This is a genomic window from Enterobacter sp. ECC-019 (genome assembly GCF_043974075.1).
Classification (GTDB): domain Bacteria; phylum Pseudomonadota; class Gammaproteobacteria; order Enterobacterales; family Enterobacteriaceae; genus Enterobacter; species Enterobacter asburiae_D.
In genome coordinates this window covers 1,924,798-1,946,400 of the sequence record NZ_CP143759.1, presented here as the reverse complement: position 1 = coordinate 1,946,400, position 21,603 = coordinate 1,924,798, and the positions used below count along the sequence as shown (strand labels likewise).

Below are 21,603 nucleotides of genomic sequence, written 5' to 3'. Positions count from 1 at the left end.
CCGGCCTACATTCTACATTTCCGTTCCCGTAGATACTGTTATGCCACGCAAGCATTTTCCTGATGCAATGTGGCATCGAACGGGCGTCCTGATTTCAGGACGCCATACGCCACCTGCGCCAGCTTACGCATCATCGCTCCGATTATCAGCTTCGCTCCCTTGCCGTTCTTTTCCAGACGCGTCCTGAACGCTTTTCCCCACTCCGTTTTGTACAGCGCCACCATCGCGGGCATATACAGCGCCCTGCGAAGCGAGACATGGCCAGCCTTACTCATCCTGCTTGCCCTGTGTACGCTGCTTCCTGATTCATGCTGCCGCGGTGTCAGTCCTGCGAAAGCCGCGAACTGCCGCGCCTGACCGAACCTGTCCTTCAGCCCCACATACGCCAGCAGCACCGCGGATGTCTTTTCACCGATACCCGGTATGCTGTCCAGCAGTTTTCGCCGGTGCTTCAGGTCCGGGTCATCATCCGTCAGGTCCTTTATCTGTTTCTCCAGCCGCTTCAGCTCCGCTTCCAGCCACAGAAGGTGCGCATCGATGCTCGGCATCTGCACCTCCCGCGCCGTCTCACGACGGTTCAGCTCCTGCGTGTGCATGTCTGTCAGGGACTGGTGACGCAGCACCAGCGCCCGCAACGCGCGCTCCAGCGGATGAGGTGCCTCCCAGGCTACCGGACGCTTCTGCCGGCAGAACTCTGCCAGCATACGGGCATCAACGGCATCGGTTTTACTGCGCAGGCCTTCACTCTGCGCAAAGGCTTTACCAAGAGCCGGGTTGATGATGGATACGGTGAAACCGGCATCGCTGAGGGATGCTGCTGCGTCTTCCATATAGGTGCTGGTCGCTTCCATGCAGATATGTGCCTGAGCCACATTATGGCTGCGGAGCCAGCTGAGCAGCTCCTCGTGACCTTTAGGTGTGTTAGTAAATTTTTTGCTGCGGTGACGGCCATCAGGTCGCAACACATCGACATCCAGCTTAGCTTTGGAGACATCGATACCAATAAAGTGAAGTTCCTGTTCCATAGTGAAACCAACCTTGTGAATGCGGATTACCGGGAAAACCGGTCCATGATACTGTCCGGTTTGTCACTTGTGGAGAAGGTGCAGTCCACTGCAGGGATCTACAACACAGGCTCGTGGCCTAAGGCCGGGTACGGCATGTGGACTGCATGGCAGAAAGAACTGGCCGGTTCTTTCTGCACGGAAGGATAATACAAGGTCGGGTAAGGCGTAGCCGCCACCCGACAATTCCCTCCAAATGCCCATTCTGGCACGCCTATTGCTTTGTTTATTCAGGTAAACGCAGTTTGGCTTAACGTGCAACTTTGTCGCACCAGCGTAGATCATCGGTAGCACCGAAACGGTGCAACGAGAGATATTTGCCTCTGAATGGTGCGGCGCGCTTCGCAAAAATAAACAATAACGCAGCAAAATCTTTACATTAAGCCAGACTAAATGTTAACAAGCTTGCATAACACTGCACTCGCATTGCGCGAGATATAACAACATCACAATGGGTATCAAAGCGTCTCTGGCGCTGATAAAAAAGGAGTTGGGTATGCAATTACGTAAACTGGCCACAGCAATGCTGGTTATGGGAATGTCTGCAGGCGTGGTTCACGCTGAAGATGCGCCGGCAGCAGGCAGCACTCTCGACAAGATTGCCAAAAACGGCGTCATCGTGGTCGGCCACCGTGAATCTTCTGTCCCGTTCTCTTACTACGACAACACGCAAAAAGTCGTGGGCTATTCACAGGATTACTCCAACGCCATCGTTGAAGCTGTGAAGAAAAAGCTGAACAAACCTGACCTGCAGGTGAAGCTGATCCCAATCACTTCACAGAACCGTATTCCACTGCTGCAAAACGGCACCTTTGACTTCGAGTGTGGCTCCACCACCAACAACCTCGAGCGTCAGAAACAGGCGGCCTTCTCTGACACCATCTTTGTCGTGGGCACCCGTCTGCTGACGAAGAAAGGCGGAGAGATCAAAGACTTCGCTGACCTGAAAGGCAAAGCGGTTGTTGTCACCTCCGGTACCACGTCAGAAGTGCTGCTGCACAAGCTGAACGACGAGAAGAAAATGGATATGCGCATTATCAGCGCGAAAGACCATGGCGACTCCTTCCGTACCCTGGAAAGCGGTCGTGCCGTCGCGTTTATGATGGATGACGCACTGCTGGCGGGCGAACGTGCGAAAGCGAAAAAACCAGACAACTGGGATATCGTCGGTACCGCACAGTCGAAAGAAGCCTACGGCTGTATGCTGCGTAAAGACGATCCGCAGTTCAAAAAGCTGATCGATGACACCATCGCTCAGGTGCAGACCTCCGGCGAAGCCGAAAAATGGTTCGATAAGTGGTTCAAGAACCCGATTCCACCAAAAAACCTGAACATGAATTTTGAACTGTCTGAAGACATGAAAGCGCTGTTCAAATCTCCAAATGACAAGGCTCTTAACTAATTAGAACAACAGGGGCGGGATCTCCTGCCCTCTCGATTGTCGGGAAGCATGGACAGACTATACGTTGAGTGGTCGTTCCCCACTCAGCGCGAAAAATGAGCTTCTCACCAATCTTCGAGGGTAGCGCTGCTACCCTTTTTTTTCTGGAGTTTATTATGTCAATAGACTGGAACTGGGGCATATTCCTGCAACAAGCCCCGTTCGGCAACACAACCTATCTTGGCTGGCTGTGGAGCGGCTTTCAGGTCACCGTGGCATTATCGATAACGGCGTGGATCATCGCGTTTCTTGTCGGTTCTTTGTTCGGTATTCTGCGCACCGTCCCAAACCGTTTTCTTTCAACACTTGGCACCCTGTATGTGGAACTGTTCCGTAACGTTCCGCTGATCGTGCAATTCTTTACCTGGTATCTGGTCATCCCGGAACTGCTGCCGGAAAATATTGGCATGTGGTTCAAGTCGGAACTGGATCCGAACGTACAGTTCTTTGTCTCCTCCATGATGTGTCTGGGGCTGTTTACCGCTGCGCGCGTTTGCGAGCAGGTGCGTGCCGCCATTCAGTCATTACCCCGTGGACAAAAAAATGCGGGTCTGGCGATGGGGTTGACCCTGCCGCAAACCTACCGCTATGTGCTGCTGCCAAACGCCTACCGCGTTATCGTTCCACCGATGACCTCTGAGATGATGAACCTGGTGAAAAACTCGGCCATCGCCTCGACTATCGGCCTGGTCGACATGGCTGCACAGGCGGGCAAGCTGTTGGATTACTCCGCCCACGCGTGGGAATCCTTCACCGCGATCACGCTCGCATATGTTCTGATTAACGCTTTCATCATGCTGGTGATGAACCTGGTTGAACGCAAAATCCGCCTGCCGGGTAATCTGGGGGGCAAATAATGTACGAATTTGACTGGAGTTCTATCGTTCCATCCATGCCGTACCTGCTTGATGGCCTGGTGATTACCTTAAAAATCACCGTTATCGCCATCATCATTGGTATCGTCTGGGGTACCCTGCTGGCCGTCATGCGCCTGTCGAGCTTTAAACCGTTCGCCTGGTTTGCGACCGCCTACGTTAACGTGTTCCGCTCCATCCCGCTGGTGATGGTGCTGCTGTGGTTTTACCTGATTGTACCCGGCTTCCTGCAGAACGTGCTGGGGCTATCGCCGAAAACCGATATCCGTCTGATCTCCGCCATGGTGGCGTTCTCTATGTTTGAGGCCGCTTACTACTCAGAGATTATCCGCGCGGGCATTCAGAGTATCTCCCGCGGGCAATCCAGCGCCGCGCTGGCGTTGGGAATGACGCACTGGCAGTCCATGCAGCTCATTATTCTGCCGCAGGCGTTTCGCGCCATGGTTCCGCTCCTGCTGACTCAGGGTATCGTGCTGTTCCAGGATACCTCACTGGTCTATGTGCTGAGTCTGGCAGACTTCTTCCGTACCGCGTCAACCATCGGTGAACGTGATGGTACACAGGTCGAGATGGTGCTCTTTGCGGGTGCGGTCTATTTTGTGATTAGTTTAAGCGCGTCGCTGTTGGTCAGTTGGCTGAAGAAAAGGACGGTATAATGATTTCCCTGAAAAATGTTTCTAAATGGTATGGGCACTTTCAGGTGCTGACCGACTGCTCCACTGAAGTCAAAAAAGGCGACGTGGTGGTGGTGTGTGGGCCGTCCGGCTCCGGTAAATCAACGCTGATCAAAACCGTCAACGGACTGGAGCCGGTGCAGCAGGGTGAGATTGTCGTCAACGGTACCAAAGTCAACGACAAGAAAACCAACCTCGCCCAGCTTCGCTCTCACGTTGGCATGGTGTTCCAGCATTTTGAGCTGTTCCCTCACCTCTCCATTATTGAGAACCTGACGCTTGCGCAGGTAAAAGTGCTTAAGCGTGATAAAAAAGCATCGCGCGAGAAGGGTCTAAAGCTCCTGGAACGCGTTGGACTCTCGGCACATGCCGATAAGTTCCCGGCACAGCTTTCTGGCGGCCAACAGCAGCGTGTGGCGATCGCCCGCGCGCTGTGCATGGATCCGGTGGCAATGCTGTTTGATGAGCCAACGTCGGCGCTCGATCCTGAGATGATCAATGAAGTGCTGGACGTGATGGTCGAGCTGGCGCACGAAGGGATGACCATGATGGTGGTGACCCACGAAATGGGCTTTGCCCGTAAAGTGGCCAACCGCGTGATCTTTATGGACGAAGGGAAAATTGTCGAAGACTCACCGAAAGAAGAGTTCTTCGCTAACCCGAAATCAGAACGTGCAAAAGATTTCCTCGCGAAAATCCTGCACTAATCTTCTCGGTGCGCAATCTGCGGATTGCGCACTGCTTCACGCTTTCACTCACTTCCTCTCGTCGGCGTCACATTGCAGCGTTAACCTTGTCACAAAATAACGCTACGTATGGAGAACGCTATGGCACAGCCTATTATTCTCGATTGCGATCCGGGTCATGATGACGCGATCGCACTCGTCCTTGCACTTGCCTCCCCTGAACTCGACGTGAAAGCCGTCACCTCGTCCGCCGGAAACCAAACGCCTGAAAAAACCCTGCGCAACGTGCTGCGCATGCTCACGCTGCTCAAACGCACCGATATTCCTGTCGCCGGCGGGGCCGTGAAGCCGCTGATGCGCGAGCTGATTATTGCCGACAACGTTCATGGCGAAAGCGGGCTGGACGGTCCGGCACTGCCGGAGCCGGGCTTCGCGCCGCAAAACTGTACCGCTGTCGAGCTGATGGCAAAAGTGCTGCGCGAAAGTGCAGAGCCGGTAACGCTGGTGGCTACCGGACCGCAAACTAACGTTGCGCTGCTGCTGAACAGCCATCCTGAGCTGCATAATAAAATTGCCCGTATTGTGATTATGGGTGGCGCCATGGGGCTCGGTAACTGGACGCCAGCGGCGGAGTTCAACATCTTTGTCGACCCGGAAGCCGCTGAGATTGTCTTCCAGTCCGGCTTACCGATTGTGATGGCGGGACTGGACGTTACCCACCGCGCGCAGATTATGGCGGACGATATTGAGCGTTTCCGCTCGGTGGGCAACCCGGTTGCGACAACCGTGGCCGAACTGCTCGACTTCTTTATGGAATATCACAAAGCCGAGAAGTGGGGCTTCCACGGCGCGCCCCTGCACGACCCGTGCACTATTGCCTTGCTACTGAAGCCTGAGATGTTTACCACGGTGGACAGATGGGTTGGCGTCGAGACGCAGGGAAAATACACCCAGGGAATGACGGTGGTGGATTATTACTCGCTGACGGGAAATAAACCGAATACCACGGTGATGGTGGACATCGACCGGGAGGCGTTTGTGGATTTGCTGGCGGAAAGGCTGGCTTACTATTCTGCGGCCTGATGCCCTCGCCCCGGCCCTCTCCCACCGGGAGAGGGTGCAAACAGTTTTGCTTTTACCTAGGGCTCAAACGGTCGACGCTGGAACTGATCGTGGCCGCATTTCGGACACTGCGGCAGGACATCCGGCGTATACACCGCAATATGATGGTGGCAATTCTCGCAGACCAGATTTCCCAACCCAACCACCTCACCACTGTGATACACACCGTGATGGTTCAAATCCTGAAAGACCTCGCGCCACTCCAGCTGCGTTTTATCCGTGATATCGGCCAGCTCTTGCCATAAGCTCTCTTTAATCACCCGCATAAAAACGCTGTCCGTGACCTCCTCCTGGCTCTCCTGGTAGCTGCGCGCGAACTCTTCCAGATCGCGACGCACGGCGCGCGTCACCTCTTCCACTTCGGTTCGCGTTAACTCACCCGTTTGCGTCACGCGGGCACGCGCTTGCTCCACCAGCACGTCGATATCTCGCTCGCCGTTACGCAGCCGTTCCGTCAGTGTCGCCACCAGTTCGCGGTAAAATTGAGCAACCTTGTTCATCATTTTGCCTCCCGGGTAAGTAACTATTTCTAATAATAGACCTTATTTCATCGCCGCTTTGTCAGGTGAAGCACAGACCCAGTAAATTCCTGCAAAGCGCATTTGTGCGAAAGGCTGTTTTGACGCGGGCGTTTGGGCTATGCTATGCGGATCTGAATTACCACATCCATTGGCTACATTTGTAGCTGTATTGAAAACAGGACCACTGGCTGCCATGCAAGAGCAATACCGCCCGGAAGAGATAGAATCAAAAGTCCAGCAACACTGGGACGAGAAGCGCACCTTTGAAGTAACCGAAGACGAGAGCAAAGAGAAGTATTACTGCCTGTCGATGCTTCCCTATCCTTCTGGTCGACTACACATGGGCCATGTGCGTAACTACACCATCGGCGATGTGATTGCACGCTACCAGCGCATGCTGGGTAAAAACGTTCTGCAGCCTATCGGCTGGGATGCGTTCGGTCTGCCTGCGGAAGGCGCGGCGGTCAAAAACAACACCGCACCGGCGCCGTGGACGTACGACAACATCGCGTACATGAAAAACCAGCTCAAAATGCTGGGCTTTGGCTATGACTGGAGCCGCGAGCTGGCAACCTGTACCCCGGAATACTATCGCTGGGAGCAGAAGTTCTTCACCGAGCTGTACAAAAAAGGCCTGGTGTATAAGAAGACCTCTGCCGTTAACTGGTGTCCGAATGATCAGACCGTTCTCGCGAACGAACAGGTTATCGACGGCTGCTGCTGGCGCTGCGACACCAAAGTTGAGCGTAAAGAGATCCCACAGTGGTTTATCAAAATCACCGCTTACGCTGATGAGCTGCTGAACGATCTGGATAACCTGGACCACTGGCCAGATACCGTTAAGACCATGCAGCGCAACTGGATCGGCCGTTCTGAAGGCGTAGAAATTACCTTCAACGTCGAGAACTACGACCAGACCCTGACTGTCTATACCACCCGTCCGGACACCTTCATGGGCGCGACCTACCTGGCTGTGGCCGCTGGTCACCCGCTGGCGCAGAAAGCGGCAGAGAACAATCCGGAACTGGCTAGCTTCATCGATGAATGCCGCAACACCAAAGTGGCCGAAGCCGACATGGCGACGATGGAGAAAAAAGGCGTTGCAACGGGCTTCTATGCCAAACATCCACTGACTGGCGAAGCCATTCCAGTGTGGGCGGCCAACTTCGTTCTGATGGAGTACGGTACAGGCGCAGTAATGGCCGTACCGGGCCACGATCAGCGCGACTACGAGTTTGCCACCAAATACAGCCTGCCGATTAAAGCCGTCATTCTGGCCGCCGATGGTTCTGAACCAGACCTGTCCGAACACGCGCTGACTGAAAAAGGCACCCTGTTCAACTCCGGTGAATTTAGCGGTCTGAGCTTCGAAGAGGGCTTCAACGCCATCGCCGATAAGCTGGCCTCTCTGGGCGTAGGCGAGCGTAAAGTGAACTTCCGTCTGCGCGACTGGGGCGTGTCCCGTCAGCGTTACTGGGGTGCGCCAATCCCGATGGTGACGCTGGAAGATGGCACCGTGATGCCAACGCCAGAAGATCAGCTCCCGGTGATCCTGCCGGAAGACGTGGTCATGGACGGGATTACCAGCCCGATCAAAGCCGATCCTGAGTGGGCAAAAACCACCGTCAACGGTCAGCCTGCGCTGCGTGAAACCGACACCTTCGATACCTTTATGGAATCCTCCTGGTACTACGCGCGCTACACCTGCCCGCAGTATCAGGACGGTATGCTTGATTCCGATGCGGCAAACTACTGGCTGCCGGTAGACATCTACATCGGTGGTATAGAACACGCCATCATGCACCTGCTCTACTTCCGCTTCTTCCACAAACTGATGCGCGATGCGGGTATGGTGAACTCTGACGAACCAGCAAAACAACTGCTGTGTCAGGGCATGGTGCTGGCAGATGCGTTCTATTACGTCGGTGCCAACGGCGAGCGTAACTGGGTTTCTCCGGTTGATGCGATCGTTGAGCGCGACGAGAAGGGCCGTATCGTTAAGGCGAAAGACGCCGCAGGTCATGAACTGGTCTACACCGGCATGAGCAAGATGTCCAAGTCGAAAAACAACGGTATCGATCCGCAGGTGATGGTTGAGCGTTACGGTGCGGACACCGTGCGTCTGTTCATGATGTTTGCCTCTCCGGCCGACATGACCCTGGAATGGCAGGAGTCCGGCGTGGAAGGCGCAAACCGCTTCCTGAAACGCGTCTGGAAACTGGTTTACGAACACACCGCATTGGGCGATGCCCCGGCGCTGAACGCTGCTGCACTGACTGAAGATCAGCAGGCGCTGCGTCGTGATGTTCATAAAACGATTGCGAAAGTGACCGATGATATTGGTCGTCGTCAGACCTTCAATACCGCAATTGCGGCTATTATGGAACTGATGAACAAGCTGGCGAAAGCTCCGCAGGACGGCGAGCAGGATCGTGCCCTCATGCGTGAAGCGCTGCTGGCCGTCGTTCGCATGCTGAACCCGTTCACTCCGCACGTTAGCTTTACCCTGTGGCAGGAGCTGAAAGGCGAAGGCGATATCGACAACGCGCCGTGGCCGCAGGCTGACGAATCAGCGATGGTGGAAAACACGACGCTGGTTGTGGTCCAGGTAAACGGCAAAGTCCGCGGTAAAATTACCGTGGCGGTCGATGCAACCGAAGAACAGGTTCGCGAGCGCGCGGGCCAGGAACCTCTGGTCGCAAAATATCTTGAGGGCGTTACTGTACGTAAAGTGATCTACGTACCGGGTAAACTGCTCAATCTGGTCGTTGGCTAAGCGCGGGAGGAAACGTGCGACAACTGGCAACAATACTCTTATCACTGGCGGTGCTTGTCACCGCTGGCTGTGGCTGGCACCTGCGCAATACCACGGCAGTGCCTGCCGAGATGAAAACGATGATTTTCGACTCATCAGATCCGAATGGCCCACTCAGCCGGGCAATTCGTAATCAGCTGCGTCTGAACGGCGTTGAACTTGTAGAAAAACAAACGCTGCGCCAGGATGTACCGTCTCTGCGTGTTATAGGAAGTGGTCTGTCGAGAGATACAGCCTCTATCTTCCAGGATGGCCGTACCGCAGAGTATCAGATGGTGCTGACGGTTAACGCGGCAGTCCTGATCCCGGGTAAAGATATCTACCCGATCAGCGCTAAAGTGTATCGTTCGTTCTTTGATAACCCGCAGACGGCGCTGGCAAAAGATGCCGAACAGCAGATTATCATCAACGAAATGTACGACAAGGCGGCGGAACAGCTGATCCGTAAACTGCCAGGTATTGCAGCGTCGACTAAACAAGGATCTGACATTGTTGAAAAACCGGTTGCCGGCACGCTTCCTGCAGCTACCTCTCTGGGTAAATGATGATCAGGCTGTATCCTGAACAACTCCGCGCGCAGCTCAATGAAGGGCTGCGCGCGGCATATCTGCTTCTTGGAAACGATCCGCTATTACTTCAGGAAAGCCTGGATGCCGTACGACACGCGGCAGCCACTCAGGGCTTTGATGAACACCACACCGTCCAGTTGGACAACAATACCGACTGGAACGCTCTCTTCTCGCTTTGTCAGGCGATGAGCCTTTTTGCATCGCGCCAGACCATTCAGATCCTGCTGCCGGAGAACGGTCCTAACGCGGCCATGAATGAGCAACTCGCCACGCTGGTCAGCCTGTTACACAGCGATCTGCTTTTTATTGTGCGTGGCAACAAGCTCACCAAAGCCCAGGAAAACGCGGCGTGGTTTACCCAGCTCGCAGCCCACGCGGTGCAGGTCACCTGTCAGACGCCTGAGCAGGCGCATCTGCCCAAATGGGTGGCCGCGAGAGCGAAGCAGAACAACCTTCAGCTGGATGATGCGGCGAATCAACTGCTCTGCTACTGCTATGAAGGAAACCTGCTGGCCCTGGCGCAGGCGCTGGACAGACTCTCCCTGCTCTGGCCGGATGGCAAGCTGACCTTGCCGCGCGTCGAGCAGGCTGTTAACGACGCGGCGCACTTCACGCCGTTCCACTGGGTGGACGCGCTGCTGTCGGCGAAGAGCAAGCGCGCCCTGCATATTCTGCAGCAGCTGCGTCTCGAAGGGAGCGAACCCGTTATTCTGCTGCGTACGCTGCAGCGCGAATTGCTGCTGCTGATTACGCTCAAGCGTCAGTCTGCCCATACGCCGCTGCGTTCGCTGTTTGATAAACACCGCGTGTGGCAAAATCGCCGGGCTTTGACCACGGAGGCCGTCAACCGCCTGAGTCATGAACAGCTTCGTCAGGCTGTACAGCTTCTGATGCGCGCAGAGCTCACCTTAAAACAAGATTACGGCCAGTCGGTCTGGACGGAGCTGGAAAGCCTTTCTCTGCTCCTCTGCCACAAGCCGCTGGCAGACGTTTTTATTGATGGATAGTATGCATTCTTTACAGGCCTTGTATGGCGGCACCTTCGACCCGGTACATTACGGGCACCTGAAGCCGGTTGAAATTCTGGCGAATCTGATCGGCCTTCAGTGCGTCACCATCATGCCCAACAATGTCCCGCCCCATCGTCCACAGCCCGAGGCGACCAGCGAGCAGCGAAAAGAGATGCTTGCCCTTGCCATCGCAGATAAACCGCTCTTCCGACTTGATGAGCGTGAACTGCGTCGCGACACGCCCTCCTGGACATCCCAGACGCTTCAGGAGTGGCGCGCCGAACAGGGGCCAGACCAGCCGCTGGCGTTTATCATCGGCCAGGATTCCCTGCTGAATCTCCCCACATGGCATCAATATGAAACCATTCTGGAGAGCAGCCATCTGCTCGTCTGCCGCCGTCCTGGCTATCCGCTGACTATGCGTGAAGAGCAGTACCAGCAGTGGCTGGAAGATCATCTCACCGATAATGTTGAAGATCTTCACAATCAGCCTGCCGGGAAGATCTATCTGGCGGAAACGCCGTGGTTCGATATTTCTGCGACCCTCATTCGTGAGCGTTTACAGCAGGGTTTAGCGTGTGACGATCTGCTGCCGACCCCGGTGCTGGCCTATATCTATACGCACGGTTTGTATCAGAAAAGCGCAGATGAATAGCCGGAGGGCATAAAAAGCGGCTTATTGTTTATCCTGCCTTGACAGGGTAAGCCATACTGTTATTCTCCGCTGCCAGACATTCCCGCCGAACATTGCTTTACAGAAATTGTTTTACAAAAATGGCGATGCAATCTCAGGCGGAGGGTGGGATGATACCCGCCTTCAAAAGCCCGGCCGGAGACATTTGTCCCGACACAGGCGTGAGTTCAGGTATACTGTCTGGCTACGAATTCAACGTTTTACAATCTCATTCACCCCAGGGGGAAAACTTGCAGGGTAAAGCACTCCAGGATTTTGTTATTGACAAAATTGATGATCTGAAAGGTCAGGACATCATCGCTATCGACGTTAAGGGTAAATCCAGTATTACCGACTGCATGATCATCTGCACCGGTACATCGACGCGTCATGTTGTTTCGATTGCCGATCACGTGGTTCAGGAATCGCGTGCAGCAGGGCTATTACCGCTGGGCATTGAAGGTGAAGCGACGGCTGACTGGGTGGTGGTCGACCTCGGCGATGTGATTGTCCACGTCATGCAGGACGAGAGCCGTCGCCTGTATGAGCTGGAAAAACTCTGGGGTTAATGCGTGAAGTTGCAGCTGGTCGCTGTCGGCACCAAAATGCCGGACTGGGTACAAACCGGTTTTACTGAATATCTGCGTCGCTTTCCAAAAGACATGCCGTTCGAACTGGTGGAAATTCCCGCCGGGAAGCGCGGCAAGAACGCGGATATCAAACGTATTCTCGATAAAGAGGGCGAACTGATGCTGGCTGCCGCAGGCAAAAACCGCATCGTCACCCTCGATATTCCAGGAAAACCCTGGGATACGCCGCAGCTGGCGCTCGAACTGGAGCGCTGGAAGCAGGATGGCCGTGATGTCAGTCTGTTGATTGGCGGACCAGAAGGGTTATCCCCCGCCTGCAAAGCAGCGGCTGAACAAAGTTGGTCCCTCTCCGCGCTGACGCTTCCCCACCCGCTCGTCCGGGTACTGGTGGCAGAAAGCCTGTATCGCGCGTGGAGCATTACTACCAACCACCCCTATCACCGCGAGTAATGACTGACCAGGGTAGATTAAGCAGCGGATGAAACTACAGAATTCTTTTCGCGACTATACGGCTGAGTCCGCGCTGTTTGTGCGCCGGGCGCTGGTCGCCTTTACCGGGATTTTGCTGCTTACCGGCGTGCTGATCGCCAACCTTTATAATCTGCAAATTGTCCGCTTTACCGACTACCAGACGCGTTCAAACGAAAACCGTATTAAGCTGGTGCCTATCGCCCCCAGTCGCGGCATTATTTACGATCGTAACGGCACCCCGCTGGCGTTAAACCGCACCATCTATCAAATCGAGATGATGCCGGAAAAAGTCGATAATGTTCAGGATACGCTGGAAGCGCTGAAAAGCGTTGTCGACCTTAACGATGACGATATCGCGGCGTTCAAAAAAGAGCGCTCCCGCTCTCATCGTTTCACCTCCATTCCGGTTAAAACCAATCTGACGGAAGTTCAGGTCGCCCGCTTTGCAGTGAATCAGTACCGCTTCCCCGGCGTGGAAGTGAAGGGGTATAAGCGTCGCTACTATCCCTACGGCTCCGCGCTGACGCATGTGATTGGCTATGTCTCCAAGATTAACGACAAAGACGTCGACCGCCTTGATAAAGACGGCAAGCTGGCTAACTACGCTGCAACGCACGATATCGGTAAGCTGGGGATCGAACGTTACTACGAAGACGTTTTGCACGGGCAAACCGGCTATGAAGAGGTTGAAGTTAACAACCGCGGCCGCGTGATTCGCCAGTTGAAAGAAGTGCCGCCTCAGGCGGGGCATGACGTCTATCTGACGCTCGATCTTAAACTTCAGCAGTATATCGAAACCCTGCTGGCGGGCAGCCGTGCAGCCGTTGTGGTCACCGATCCTCGTACCGGCGGCATCCTGGCAATGGTCTCCATGCCTAGCTATGACCCTAACCTCTTCGTTGACGGCATTTCCAGTAAAGACTATTCCGGACTGCTGAACGATCCGAACACGCCGCTGGTGAACCGCGCGACGCAAGGGGTTTATCCGCCGGCATCAACGGTTAAACCGTACGTGGCGGTCTCTGCGCTGAGTGCCGGCGTCATCAACCGTAATACCAGCCTGTTTGACCCGGGCTGGTGGCAGCTGCCGGGTTCAGATAAGCGCTATCGTGACTGGAAAAAATGGGGCCACGGTCATCTGAACGTCACCAAATCGCTGGAAGAATCTGCGGATACCTTCTTCTATCAGGTGGCGTATGACATGGGTATCGACCGCCTGTCAGAGTGGATGAGTAAATTCGGCTACGGGCATTACACCGGCGTTGACCTTTCAGAAGAACGTTCTGGCAACATGCCAACGCGTGAATGGAAGCTTAAGCGCTTTAAAAAACCGTGGTATCAGGGTGACACCATTCCGGTGGGTATCGGCCAGGGCTACTGGACGGCGACGCCGATTCAGATGAACAAAGCCATGATGATCCTCATCAATGACGGCGTGGTTAAAGTGCCTCATCTGCTGCAGAGCACGGTTGAAGACGGCAAAAAAGTACCGTGGAACCAGCCGCACGAGGCCCCGGTGGGCGACATTCATTCCGGCTTCTGGGAAATTGCGAAAGACGGTATGTACGGCGTGGCAAACCGCCCGAACGGTACCGCACATAAGTACTTCACCGGTACGCCGTACAAAGTGGCCGCAAAGTCCGGTACTGCACAGGTGTTTGGTCTGAAAGCCAACGAAACCTATAACGCGCACCGCATTGCTGAACGTCTGCGTGACCATAAGCTGATGACGGCGTTTGCCCCTTATGATAACCCGCAGGTCGCGGTGGCGATGATTCTGGAGAACGGCGGTGCCGGGCCAGCAGTAGGGACCATCATGCGCCAGATCCTTGATCACATTATGCTGGGTGATAACAACACCGAACTGCCGGCTGAAAACCCGGCCGCCGCTGCGGTGGAGGACCAATAATCATGACGGATAATCCAAATAAAAAATCGCTGTGGGACAAAATCCACATCGACCCAGCTATGCTGCTGATCCTGCTGGCTCTGCTGGTTTACAGCGCCCTGGTTATCTGGAGCGCCAGCGGCCAGGACATCGGCATGATGGAGCGCAAAATCGGCCAGATCGCCATGGGTCTGATCATTATGGTGGTGATGGCGCAAATCCCGCCGCGCGTCTACGAAGGCTGGGCGCCCTACCTCTATATATTCTGTATTATTTTGCTGGTTGCGGTAGATGCGTTTGGCGCCATTTCAAAAGGGGCGCAGCGCTGGCTGGATCTGGGCGTTGTCCGCTTCCAGCCTTCGGAAATCGCCAAAATCGCCGTTCCATTGATGGTGGCACGCTTTATCAACCGCGACGTCTGTCCGCCGTCGCTGAAAAATACCGCCATCGCGCTGGTGCTGATTTTCCTGCCGACGCTGCTGGTTGCGGCGCAGCCTGACCTCGGAACCTCAATCCTGATCGCCCTCTCCGGCCTGTTTGTCCTTTTCCTGTCGGGGCTGAGCTGGCGTCTGATTGGTATCGCGGTGGTGCTGATTGCGGCGTTCATTCCTATCCTCTGGTTCTTCCTGATGCATGATTACCAGCGCCAGCGCGTCATGATGCTGCTCGATCCGGAAACCGATCCGCTGGGCGCGGGCTATCATATTATTCAGTCCAAGATTGCGATTGGCTCCGGCGGGCTGCGCGGTAAAGGCTGGCTGCACGGCACGCAGTCGCAGCTGGAATTCTTACCGGAACGCCATACCGATTTTATCTTTGCCGTACTGGCGGAAGAGCTTGGGCTGGTCGGTATCCTGATACTCCTGGCGCTGTACGTTCTGCTGATCATGCGGGGATTGTGGATTGCAGCGCGTGCCCAAACCACCTTTGGTCGCGTCATGGCTGGCGGGTTGATGCTGATTTTATTCGTTTATGTCTTCGTAAATATTGGTATGGTGAGTGGTATTCTGCCGGTGGTAGGCGTACCGCTGCCGCTGGTGAGTTACGGAGGCTCGGCACTGATCGTGTTGATGGCCGGGTTTGGTATCGTGATGTCGATCCATACCCACAGAAAAATGTTGTCAAAAAGCGTATAAAAATAAGGGGATCGGAATGCGTAAGCAGTGGCTGGGGATCTGCATTGCGGCAAGTTTACTTGCGGCCTGCACAAGTGATGATGGTCAGCAACAGGCAACCGTCGCGCCGCCGCAGCCTGCGGTGTGTAATGGCCCAATCGTTGAAATCAGCGGTGCCGATCCCGTTTATGAACCGCTGAATGCCAGTGCCAATCAGGATTACGAGCGCGACGGCAAAAGCTATAAAATTGTTCAGGATCCTTCCCGTTTCAGTCAGGCGGGCTTTGCCGCTATTTATGATGCCGAGCCGGGCAGTAACCTGACGGCTTCCGGGGAAGCGTTCGACCCAATGCAACTGACGGCGGCACACCCAACGCTGCCGATCCCGAGCTACGCCCGTATCACCAACCTGGCTAACGGCCGCATGATCGTCGTGCGTATCAACGACCGCGGTCCCTACGGGAATGACCGGGTGATTTCTCTGTCGCGCGCGTCAGCCGATCGTCTGAACACCTCCAACAACACCAAAGTCCGTATTGACCCGATTATCGTCGCGCAGGATGGTTCGCTCTCCGGGCCGGGTACCGCGTGTACGACGGTGGCAAAACAGACCTATGCCCTTCCTGACCGCCCAAATCTTGACGGCGGAATGGGAAGCGTCTCGTCTCCGGCAGAGCCTGCTCAGCCGGGGGGAGAAATACGCCCGATCAGCAATGATACGCTGCAAAGCGAGGATGCTACCGGCGCGCCGGTAAAGAGTAGCGGCTTTCTTGGCGCACCGACGACCTTAGCCTCGGGCGTGCTGGAAGGCAGTGAGCCCACTCCAGCGCCTGCTCCCGTAGCTGCGCCAGCCGCCCAGCCAGCTCCCGTAACGGCGCCAGCGGCCACGCAAAGTGCGGCGGCGGCGACTCCGGCAGCGGCCAGCGGTAGCTATGTGGTTCAGGTAGGCGCAGTGAGCGATCAGGCCCGGGCCAAACAGTATCAACAGCGTCTGAGCCAGCAGTTTGGCGTACCAGGACGCGTTGAGCAGAACGGCGCGGTCTGGCGCATTCAGATGGGGCCGTTTGCCAGCAAATCGCAGGCAGCATCCCTTCAGCAGCGGCTGCAAAATGAAGCTCAACTTCAGTCATTTATCGCTGTTGCGAAATAATGAACCGGCGGCATCTGAATTGTCAGTTAGTGTAAAATACATTCACAAACTCATGCTTAAAGTCGGATGCCTGCCTGAATAGCATTTGCTATAGTAAGGCACTTTTTTTAATTCCATCACGGATGTCGTAGTTCTGACCATGAAGACCACTTTTTCTGCTCGTTTTGTGCAGCGCATGGCGCTGACCACGGCCCTTTGCGCTGCTGCGCTCTCTGCAGCTCACGCCGATGACCTGAATATCAAGACCATGATCCCTGGCGTTCCGCAAATCGACGCGGAATCCTACATCCTGATCGATTACAACTCTGGCAAAGTGCTGGCAGAACAGAATGCCGATGCCCGCCGTGACCCGGCCAGCCTGACCAAAATGATGACCAGCTACGTTATCGGTCAGGCGATGAAGGCAGGTAAATTCAAAGAATCGGATCTGGTCACCATCGGTAACGATGCGTGGGCAACCGGGAACCCTGTCTTCAAAGGTTCATCTCTGATGTTCCTGAAGCCGGGTATGCAGGTTCCTGTTTCCCAGCTGATTCGTGGTATCAACCTGCAGTCGGGTAACGATGCCTGCGTGGCGATGGCCGATTTCGCCGCCGGTAGCCAGGATGCCTTCGTGGGCCTGATGAACAGCTACGTAACCGCGCTGGGTCTGAAAAACAGCCATTTCCAGACCGTACACGGCCTGGACGCAGACGGTCAGTACAGCTCCGCACGTGATATGGCCCTGATTGGTCAAGCGCTGATCCGCGATGTCCCTAATGAATACTCTATCTATAAAGAGAAAGAGTTCACCTTCAACGGTATTCGTCAGACCAACCGTAACGGCCTGCTGTGGGATAACAGCCTGAATGTTGACGGCATTAAAACTGGTCACACCGACAAAGCGGGCTACAACCTGGTGGCCTCTGCCACTGAAGGTCAGATGCGTCTGATCTCTGCCGTGATGGGAGGCCGCACCTTTAAAGGTCGTGAAACCGAAAGTAAGAAACTGCTGACCTGGGGCTTCCGTTTCTTCGAAACCGTGAATCCACTGAAAGCAGGCAAAGAGTTTGCTTCTGAACCCGTCTGGTTCGGCGACAACGACCGTGCTTCTCTCGGCGTTGATAAAGACCTCTACCTGACCATTCCGCGCGGTCGCATGAAGGATCTGAAAGCCAGCTACGTGCTGAACAGCACCGAGCTGCATGCCCCACTGCAGAAAAACCAGGTTGTGGGCACCATCAACTTCCAGCTGGATGGAAAAACGATCGATCAGCGTCCGCTGGTTGTTCTGCAAGAAATTCCTGAAGGCAATTTCTTCGGCAAAATCATTGATTACATTAAATTGATGTTCCACCACTGGTTTGGTTAAAAATTGAACACTTGAAAGTGTGATTTTGATCCCCATATACTAAGTATCCTGATAACTCCCACCTGACGTGGGAGTTATTATTTTTTGACGTTACGCCGGAGCTGACATGAAAACCAAACTTAACGAACTGCTTGAATTCCCTACCTCATTTACCTACAAAGTAATGGGTCTGGCGAAACCTGAGCTGGTTGATCAGGTGGTTGAAGTGGTACAGCGCCATGCGCCGGGTGACTACTCTCCGTCAGTAAAACCAAGCAGCAAGGGCAACTACCACTCGGTTTCTATTACCATCACTGCGACACACATTGAGCAGGTGGAAACGCTGTACGAAGAGCTCGGCAATATCGAAATCGTTCGTATGGTGCTGTAGTCCCTTTGCGGTTACCCGGTTTGCCGGGTAACCCCTCTCCCCGCTGTGATATACTCCCCCACACCTTTTGTCCCTCGTCTTCGGAGACGCAGTTTTGTATCAGGATAAAATTCTGGTCCGTCACCTCGGGCTGCAACCTTATGAGCCTGTCTCCCAGGCCATGCATGACTTCACCGATTCACGCGATGACAGCACCCCAGATGAAATCTGGCTGGTCGAACACCTGCCGGTATTTACGCAGGGTCAGGCGGGTAAAGCAGAGCATCTATTAATGACGGGAGATATCCCGGTTATCCAGAGCGATCGCGGCGGTCAGGTCACTTACCATGGGCCAGGGCAGCAGGTGATGTACGTCCTGCTAAATCTGAAACGCAGAAAGCTGGGCGTGCGTGAACTAGTGACCCTGCTGGAACAAACTGTCGTCAACACGCTAGCGGAATATGGTATTGACGCGCATCCACGCGCCGATGCGCCGGGTGTCTACGTTGGGGAAATGAAGATCTGCTCTCTGGGGCTGCGTATTCGTAAAGGCTGCTCATTCCATGGCCTGGCCTTGAATATTAATATGGACCTCGCGCCATTCCAGCGCATAAACCCCTGCGGCTACGCCGGCATGGAAATGACGCAAATGTGCCAGTGGGTCGAAACCGCTACGCCAGAAAATATTCGTCCCGTGCTTTTGAAGAACGTGTTAGCACTACTTAACAATCCACCGCACGAATATATCCCTGCTTAATATATCGTACAACAGGGCTCGATAATTTGACGGGCCGCTGTTTATTTACCGCTTTTGCACTTTACAATAATCCATAGATTCTATATTTTCGAAGCGCCCGAATATTACCGCTACATATTATTTAGCCTCCAGCAAGCACGGCAAACACGGCATAAGTAACGTGAGCAATTATCACACAACTGTTTGCTTTTGATAAACAAGTGAAACAAAACCAACACTTTACGAATCTCTACAAGCATAATAAATAAATTCAACTATCATTCATATTGTGAATGTATACGGAGTGAAAGCGTGGAGTATAATAATTTACCAGCCAAACGACTGAATGAACCTGGTGGCGAAGACAAGCCGCAAATTTTTCGGACTTTACGTAATATTGATCTCAATTTACTGACTATTTTTGAGGCAGTATATGTCCACAAGGGTATCGTTAACGCTGCGAAAATTCTTAATCTCACGCCATCAGCAATAAGCCAGTCAATCCAAAAGCTACGCGCTATATTTCCTGACCCGTTATTTATCCGCAAGGGCCAGGGGGTAACGCCGACGGCTTACGCCACGCATCTCCACGAGTACATCAGCCAGGGGCTGGAGTCGATTCTGGGCGCACTGGATTTAACCGGGAGCTATGATAAGCAAAGAACCATCACCATCGGCTGCTCCCCTTCTGTGGGCGTGCTGGTGATGCCGGCGATCTTCCAGGCCGTGAAAGAGCATGCTCCGCAGCTCCTGCTTCGCAATGTGCCGCTCAATGAACCTGACATTCAGCTTGCGCAGTTCCAGACGGACCTGATTATTGAAAGCGGCAGCTTCAGTGCCAGAGCGCTGGGGCAAAATGTGCTTTATGCAGATAATCTGGTGCTGGTTTGCCGGCAGCAGCATCCGGTTCTCAGCGAACCGCTGACCATCGAAAACCTGCGCAACTACGACCACTCTTCTTTCATGACCGAAGGGCAGTCTAACCATGCGCTTCGTCAGCGTATTGATGAAATTTTCCCGGAACGTCAGATCAGCTTCAGCAGTTACAATATGTTCACCACCGCATCTCTGATTGGCAGCAGCGACATGCTGTGCGTTATGCCATCACGCCTGTATAGCCTGCTACGAAAATGCTGGCCGCTGGAGAGCATTCCGCTCAGTCAGCTTAATGCGGAATCTATCGAGATTTCACTGCATTACAACAAGCTGAGTTTGCGCGATCCGGTCCTGGAAAACGTCATCCGCATCATCCGTCAGGCCTTCTGACAGGTTTAGCCAGCACAAGTCCCTGCAACCCGCAGGGCAAAAGGCACAAAACAACAACTATTTTACAAATTGGCGATCTGGCAGGCTGCTTTAACGACCGTTTCAATGATATACTGCCTGTCGTTCGTTCAAAAATAGTTGATAAATACAACATTCCCTTGAATTGAAACGCTTTCCTTCGATATTCGCAACTGGAACACGCACGCTATGAGTAAACCCATTGTGATGGAACGCGGTGTTAAATACCGCGATGCCGATAAAATGGCCCTTATCCCGGTTAAAAACGTGGCTACAGAGCGCGAGGCGCTGTTAAGAAAACCGGAATGGATGAAAATCAAACTTCCGGCCGACTCTTCGCGTATCCAGGGGATCAAAGCGGCGATGCGCAAGAATGGCCTTCACTCCGTGTGTGAAGAAGCTTCTTGTCCGAACCTTGCTGAATGTTTCAATCACGGTACCGCGACGTTTATGATTCTGGGTGCTATCTGCACCCGCCGCTGCCCGTTCTGCGATGTTGCTCATGGCCGTCCAGTCGCACCTGATGCTAACGAACCCCAGAAACTGGCGCAGACCATCGCCGACATGGCGCTGCGTTATGTGGTGATCACCTCCGTTGACCGTGACGATCTGCGTGACGGCGGTGCTCAGCACTTCGCCGACTGTATTACGGCCATTCGCGAGAAAAGCCCTAGTATCAAAATCGAGACGCTGGTGCCTGACTTCCGTGGCCGTATGGACCGCGCGCTGGATATCCTCACCGCAACGCCGCCAGATGTGTTTAACCACAACCTGGAGAACGTGCCGCGTCTCTACCGTCAGGTCCGCCCGGGAGCTGACTATAACTGGTCTCTGAAACTGCTGGAGCGTTTCAAAGAAGCGCATCCGCATATTCCGACCAAGTCGGGTCTGATGGTGGGTCTGGGTGAAACCAATGACGAAATCATTGAGGTGATGCGCGATCTTCGCCGACACGGTGTAACCATGTTGACCCTGGGACAGTATCTGCAGCCAAGCCGTCACCACCTGCCGGTGCAGCGCTACGTGAGCCCGGACGAGTTCGATGAAATGAAAGCCGAAGCGATGGCGATGGGCTTCACCCACGCTGCCTGCGGCCCATTCGTTCGTTCCTCATACCATGCCGATATGCAGGCAAAAGGCGAAGAAGTTAAATAATGCTGTAATATTCTTTTACAGTAATACAAAAAAACCGGCCTCATGAGCCGGTTTTTTTTCGCAA

At 54.2% G+C, this 21,603-nt stretch carries 21 protein-coding genes; 19 read left to right on the top strand and 2 right to left on the bottom strand.

Annotated elements, in window-relative coordinates; genetic code table 11:
* Positions 1 to 38 precede the first annotated feature (38 nt).
* Positions 39 to 1,025: an IS110 family transposase gene (locus tag V1566_RS09095; protein WP_395303481.1), complete on the bottom strand. Its 987-nt coding sequence runs from the start codon at positions 1,023 to 1,025 to the stop codon at positions 39 to 41.
* A gap of 535 nt (positions 1,026 to 1,560) precedes the next feature.
* Here V1566_RS09095 and V1566_RS09090 point away from each other — a divergent pair.
* The 5 genes from V1566_RS09090 to rihA all read left to right on the top strand — a co-directional run bounded on the left by V1566_RS09090 (position 1,561) and on the right by rihA (position 5,823).
* Positions 1,561 to 2,466: an amino acid ABC transporter substrate-binding protein gene (locus V1566_RS09090; RefSeq protein ID WP_023334902.1), complete on the top strand. Its 906-nt coding sequence runs from the start codon at positions 1,561 to 1,563 to the stop codon at positions 2,464 to 2,466.
* Between the two features lie 155 nt (positions 2,467 to 2,621).
* Entirely contained in the window at positions 2,622 to 3,362 is a 741-nt protein-coding gene (locus V1566_RS09085) for an amino acid ABC transporter permease (RefSeq protein WP_023310756.1), read from the top strand.
* Positions 3,362 to 4,036 carry a glutamate/aspartate ABC transporter permease GltK gene (gene gltK / locus V1566_RS09080; RefSeq protein WP_023334900.1) on the top strand — a complete coding sequence of 225 codons (675 nt, stop codon included), beginning with the start codon at positions 3,362 to 3,364 and terminating at the stop codon, positions 4,034 to 4,036. The genes V1566_RS09085 and gltK overlap by 1 nt, the downstream gene beginning before the upstream one ends.
* Positions 4,036 to 4,761 carry an amino acid ABC transporter ATP-binding protein gene (locus V1566_RS09075; RefSeq protein ID WP_014883001.1) on the top strand — a complete coding sequence of 242 codons (726 nt, stop codon included), beginning with the start codon at positions 4,036 to 4,038 and terminating at the stop codon, positions 4,759 to 4,761. The genes gltK and V1566_RS09075 overlap by 1 nt, the downstream gene beginning before the upstream one ends.
* Before the next feature lie 120 nt (positions 4,762 to 4,881).
* Positions 4,882 to 5,823 carry a pyrimidine-specific ribonucleoside hydrolase RihA gene (rihA, locus tag V1566_RS09070; RefSeq protein WP_395305670.1) on the top strand — a complete coding sequence of 314 codons (942 nt, stop codon included), beginning with the start codon at positions 4,882 to 4,884 and terminating at the stop codon, positions 5,821 to 5,823.
* 56 nt (positions 5,824 to 5,879) lie between these two features.
* On the opposite strand, the gene V1566_RS09065 is transcribed toward rihA, so the two are convergent.
* Positions 5,880 to 6,362: a zinc ribbon-containing protein gene (locus tag V1566_RS09065; RefSeq protein ID WP_395305971.1), complete on the bottom strand. Its 483-nt coding sequence runs from the start codon at positions 6,360 to 6,362 to the stop codon at positions 5,880 to 5,882.
* Positions 6,363 to 6,576: 214 nt separating this feature from the next.
* Here V1566_RS09065 and leuS point away from each other — a divergent pair, with 214 nt between their 5' ends.
* The 14 genes from leuS (at position 6,577) to lipA (ending at position 21,539) form a co-directional block, all read left to right on the top strand.
* A complete protein-coding gene (leuS, locus tag V1566_RS09060) occupies positions 6,577 to 9,159 on the top strand; it encodes a leucine--tRNA ligase (RefSeq protein WP_395305669.1) in 2,583 nt (860 codons plus the stop codon).
* A 14-nt stretch (positions 9,160 to 9,173) separates the two neighbouring features.
* Positions 9,174 to 9,743 carry an LPS assembly lipoprotein LptE gene (lptE, locus tag V1566_RS09055; RefSeq protein ID WP_395305668.1) on the top strand — a complete coding sequence of 190 codons (570 nt, stop codon included), beginning with the start codon at positions 9,174 to 9,176 and terminating at the stop codon, positions 9,741 to 9,743.
* The gene (gene holA, locus V1566_RS09050) at positions 9,743 to 10,774 is read left to right on the top strand and encodes a DNA polymerase III subunit delta (protein WP_395305970.1); all 1,032 of its coding nucleotides are present in this window, start codon (positions 9,743 to 9,745) and stop codon (positions 10,772 to 10,774) included. The genes lptE and holA overlap by 1 nt, the downstream gene beginning before the upstream one ends.
* Positions 10,767 to 11,432, top strand: a complete 666-nt coding sequence (gene nadD, locus V1566_RS09045) for a nicotinate-nucleotide adenylyltransferase (protein WP_395305667.1) — start codon at positions 10,767 to 10,769, stop codon at positions 11,430 to 11,432. The genes holA and nadD overlap by 8 nt, the downstream gene beginning before the upstream one ends.
* Before the next feature lie 269 nt (positions 11,433 to 11,701).
* Complete coding sequence (rsfS, locus tag V1566_RS09040) at positions 11,702 to 12,019, top strand: ribosome silencing factor (RefSeq protein WP_395305666.1); 318 nt, start codon at positions 11,702 to 11,704, stop codon at positions 12,017 to 12,019.
* A 3-nt stretch (positions 12,020 to 12,022) separates the two neighbouring features.
* Complete coding sequence (rlmH, locus tag V1566_RS09035; RefSeq protein ID WP_038159501.1) at positions 12,023 to 12,490, top strand: 23S rRNA (pseudouridine(1915)-N(3))-methyltransferase RlmH; 468 nt, start codon at positions 12,023 to 12,025, stop codon at positions 12,488 to 12,490.
* Positions 12,491 to 12,518: 28 nt separating this feature from the next.
* Positions 12,519 to 14,420 carry a peptidoglycan DD-transpeptidase MrdA gene (mrdA, locus tag V1566_RS09030; protein WP_395305665.1) on the top strand — a complete coding sequence of 634 codons (1,902 nt, stop codon included), beginning with the start codon at positions 12,519 to 12,521 and terminating at the stop codon, positions 14,418 to 14,420.
* Between the two features lie 2 nt (positions 14,421 to 14,422).
* Complete coding sequence (gene mrdB, locus V1566_RS09025) at positions 14,423 to 15,535, top strand: peptidoglycan glycosyltransferase MrdB (protein ID WP_023310746.1); 1,113 nt, start codon at positions 14,423 to 14,425, stop codon at positions 15,533 to 15,535.
* 16 nt (positions 15,536 to 15,551) lie between these two features.
* Positions 15,552 to 16,664 carry an endolytic peptidoglycan transglycosylase RlpA gene (rlpA, locus tag V1566_RS09020; protein ID WP_395305664.1) on the top strand — a complete coding sequence of 371 codons (1,113 nt, stop codon included), beginning with the start codon at positions 15,552 to 15,554 and terminating at the stop codon, positions 16,662 to 16,664.
* A gap of 139 nt (positions 16,665 to 16,803) precedes the next feature.
* Positions 16,804 to 18,015, top strand: a complete 1,212-nt coding sequence (dacA, locus tag V1566_RS09015; RefSeq protein WP_014069323.1) for a D-alanyl-D-alanine carboxypeptidase DacA — start codon at positions 16,804 to 16,806, stop codon at positions 18,013 to 18,015.
* A 106-nt stretch (positions 18,016 to 18,121) separates the two neighbouring features.
* Positions 18,122 to 18,385 carry a DUF493 family protein YbeD gene (gene ybeD, locus V1566_RS09010; RefSeq protein WP_006177135.1) on the top strand — a complete coding sequence of 88 codons (264 nt, stop codon included), beginning with the start codon at positions 18,122 to 18,124 and terminating at the stop codon, positions 18,383 to 18,385.
* A 94-nt stretch (positions 18,386 to 18,479) separates the two neighbouring features.
* Entirely contained in the window at positions 18,480 to 19,121 is a 642-nt protein-coding gene (lipB, locus tag V1566_RS09005; protein WP_213328704.1) for a lipoyl(octanoyl) transferase LipB, read from the top strand.
* 291 nt (positions 19,122 to 19,412) lie between these two features.
* On the top strand, positions 19,413 to 20,366 hold the full coding sequence (locus V1566_RS09000) for a YbeF family transcriptional regulator (RefSeq protein ID WP_063143188.1): 954 nt from the start codon (positions 19,413 to 19,415) through the stop codon (positions 20,364 to 20,366).
* Positions 20,367 to 20,573: 207 nt separating this feature from the next.
* Complete coding sequence (lipA, locus tag V1566_RS08995; RefSeq protein WP_181594597.1) at positions 20,574 to 21,539, top strand: lipoyl synthase; 966 nt, start codon at positions 20,574 to 20,576, stop codon at positions 21,537 to 21,539.
* The last annotated feature ends 64 nt before the right edge of the window (positions 21,540 to 21,603 follow it).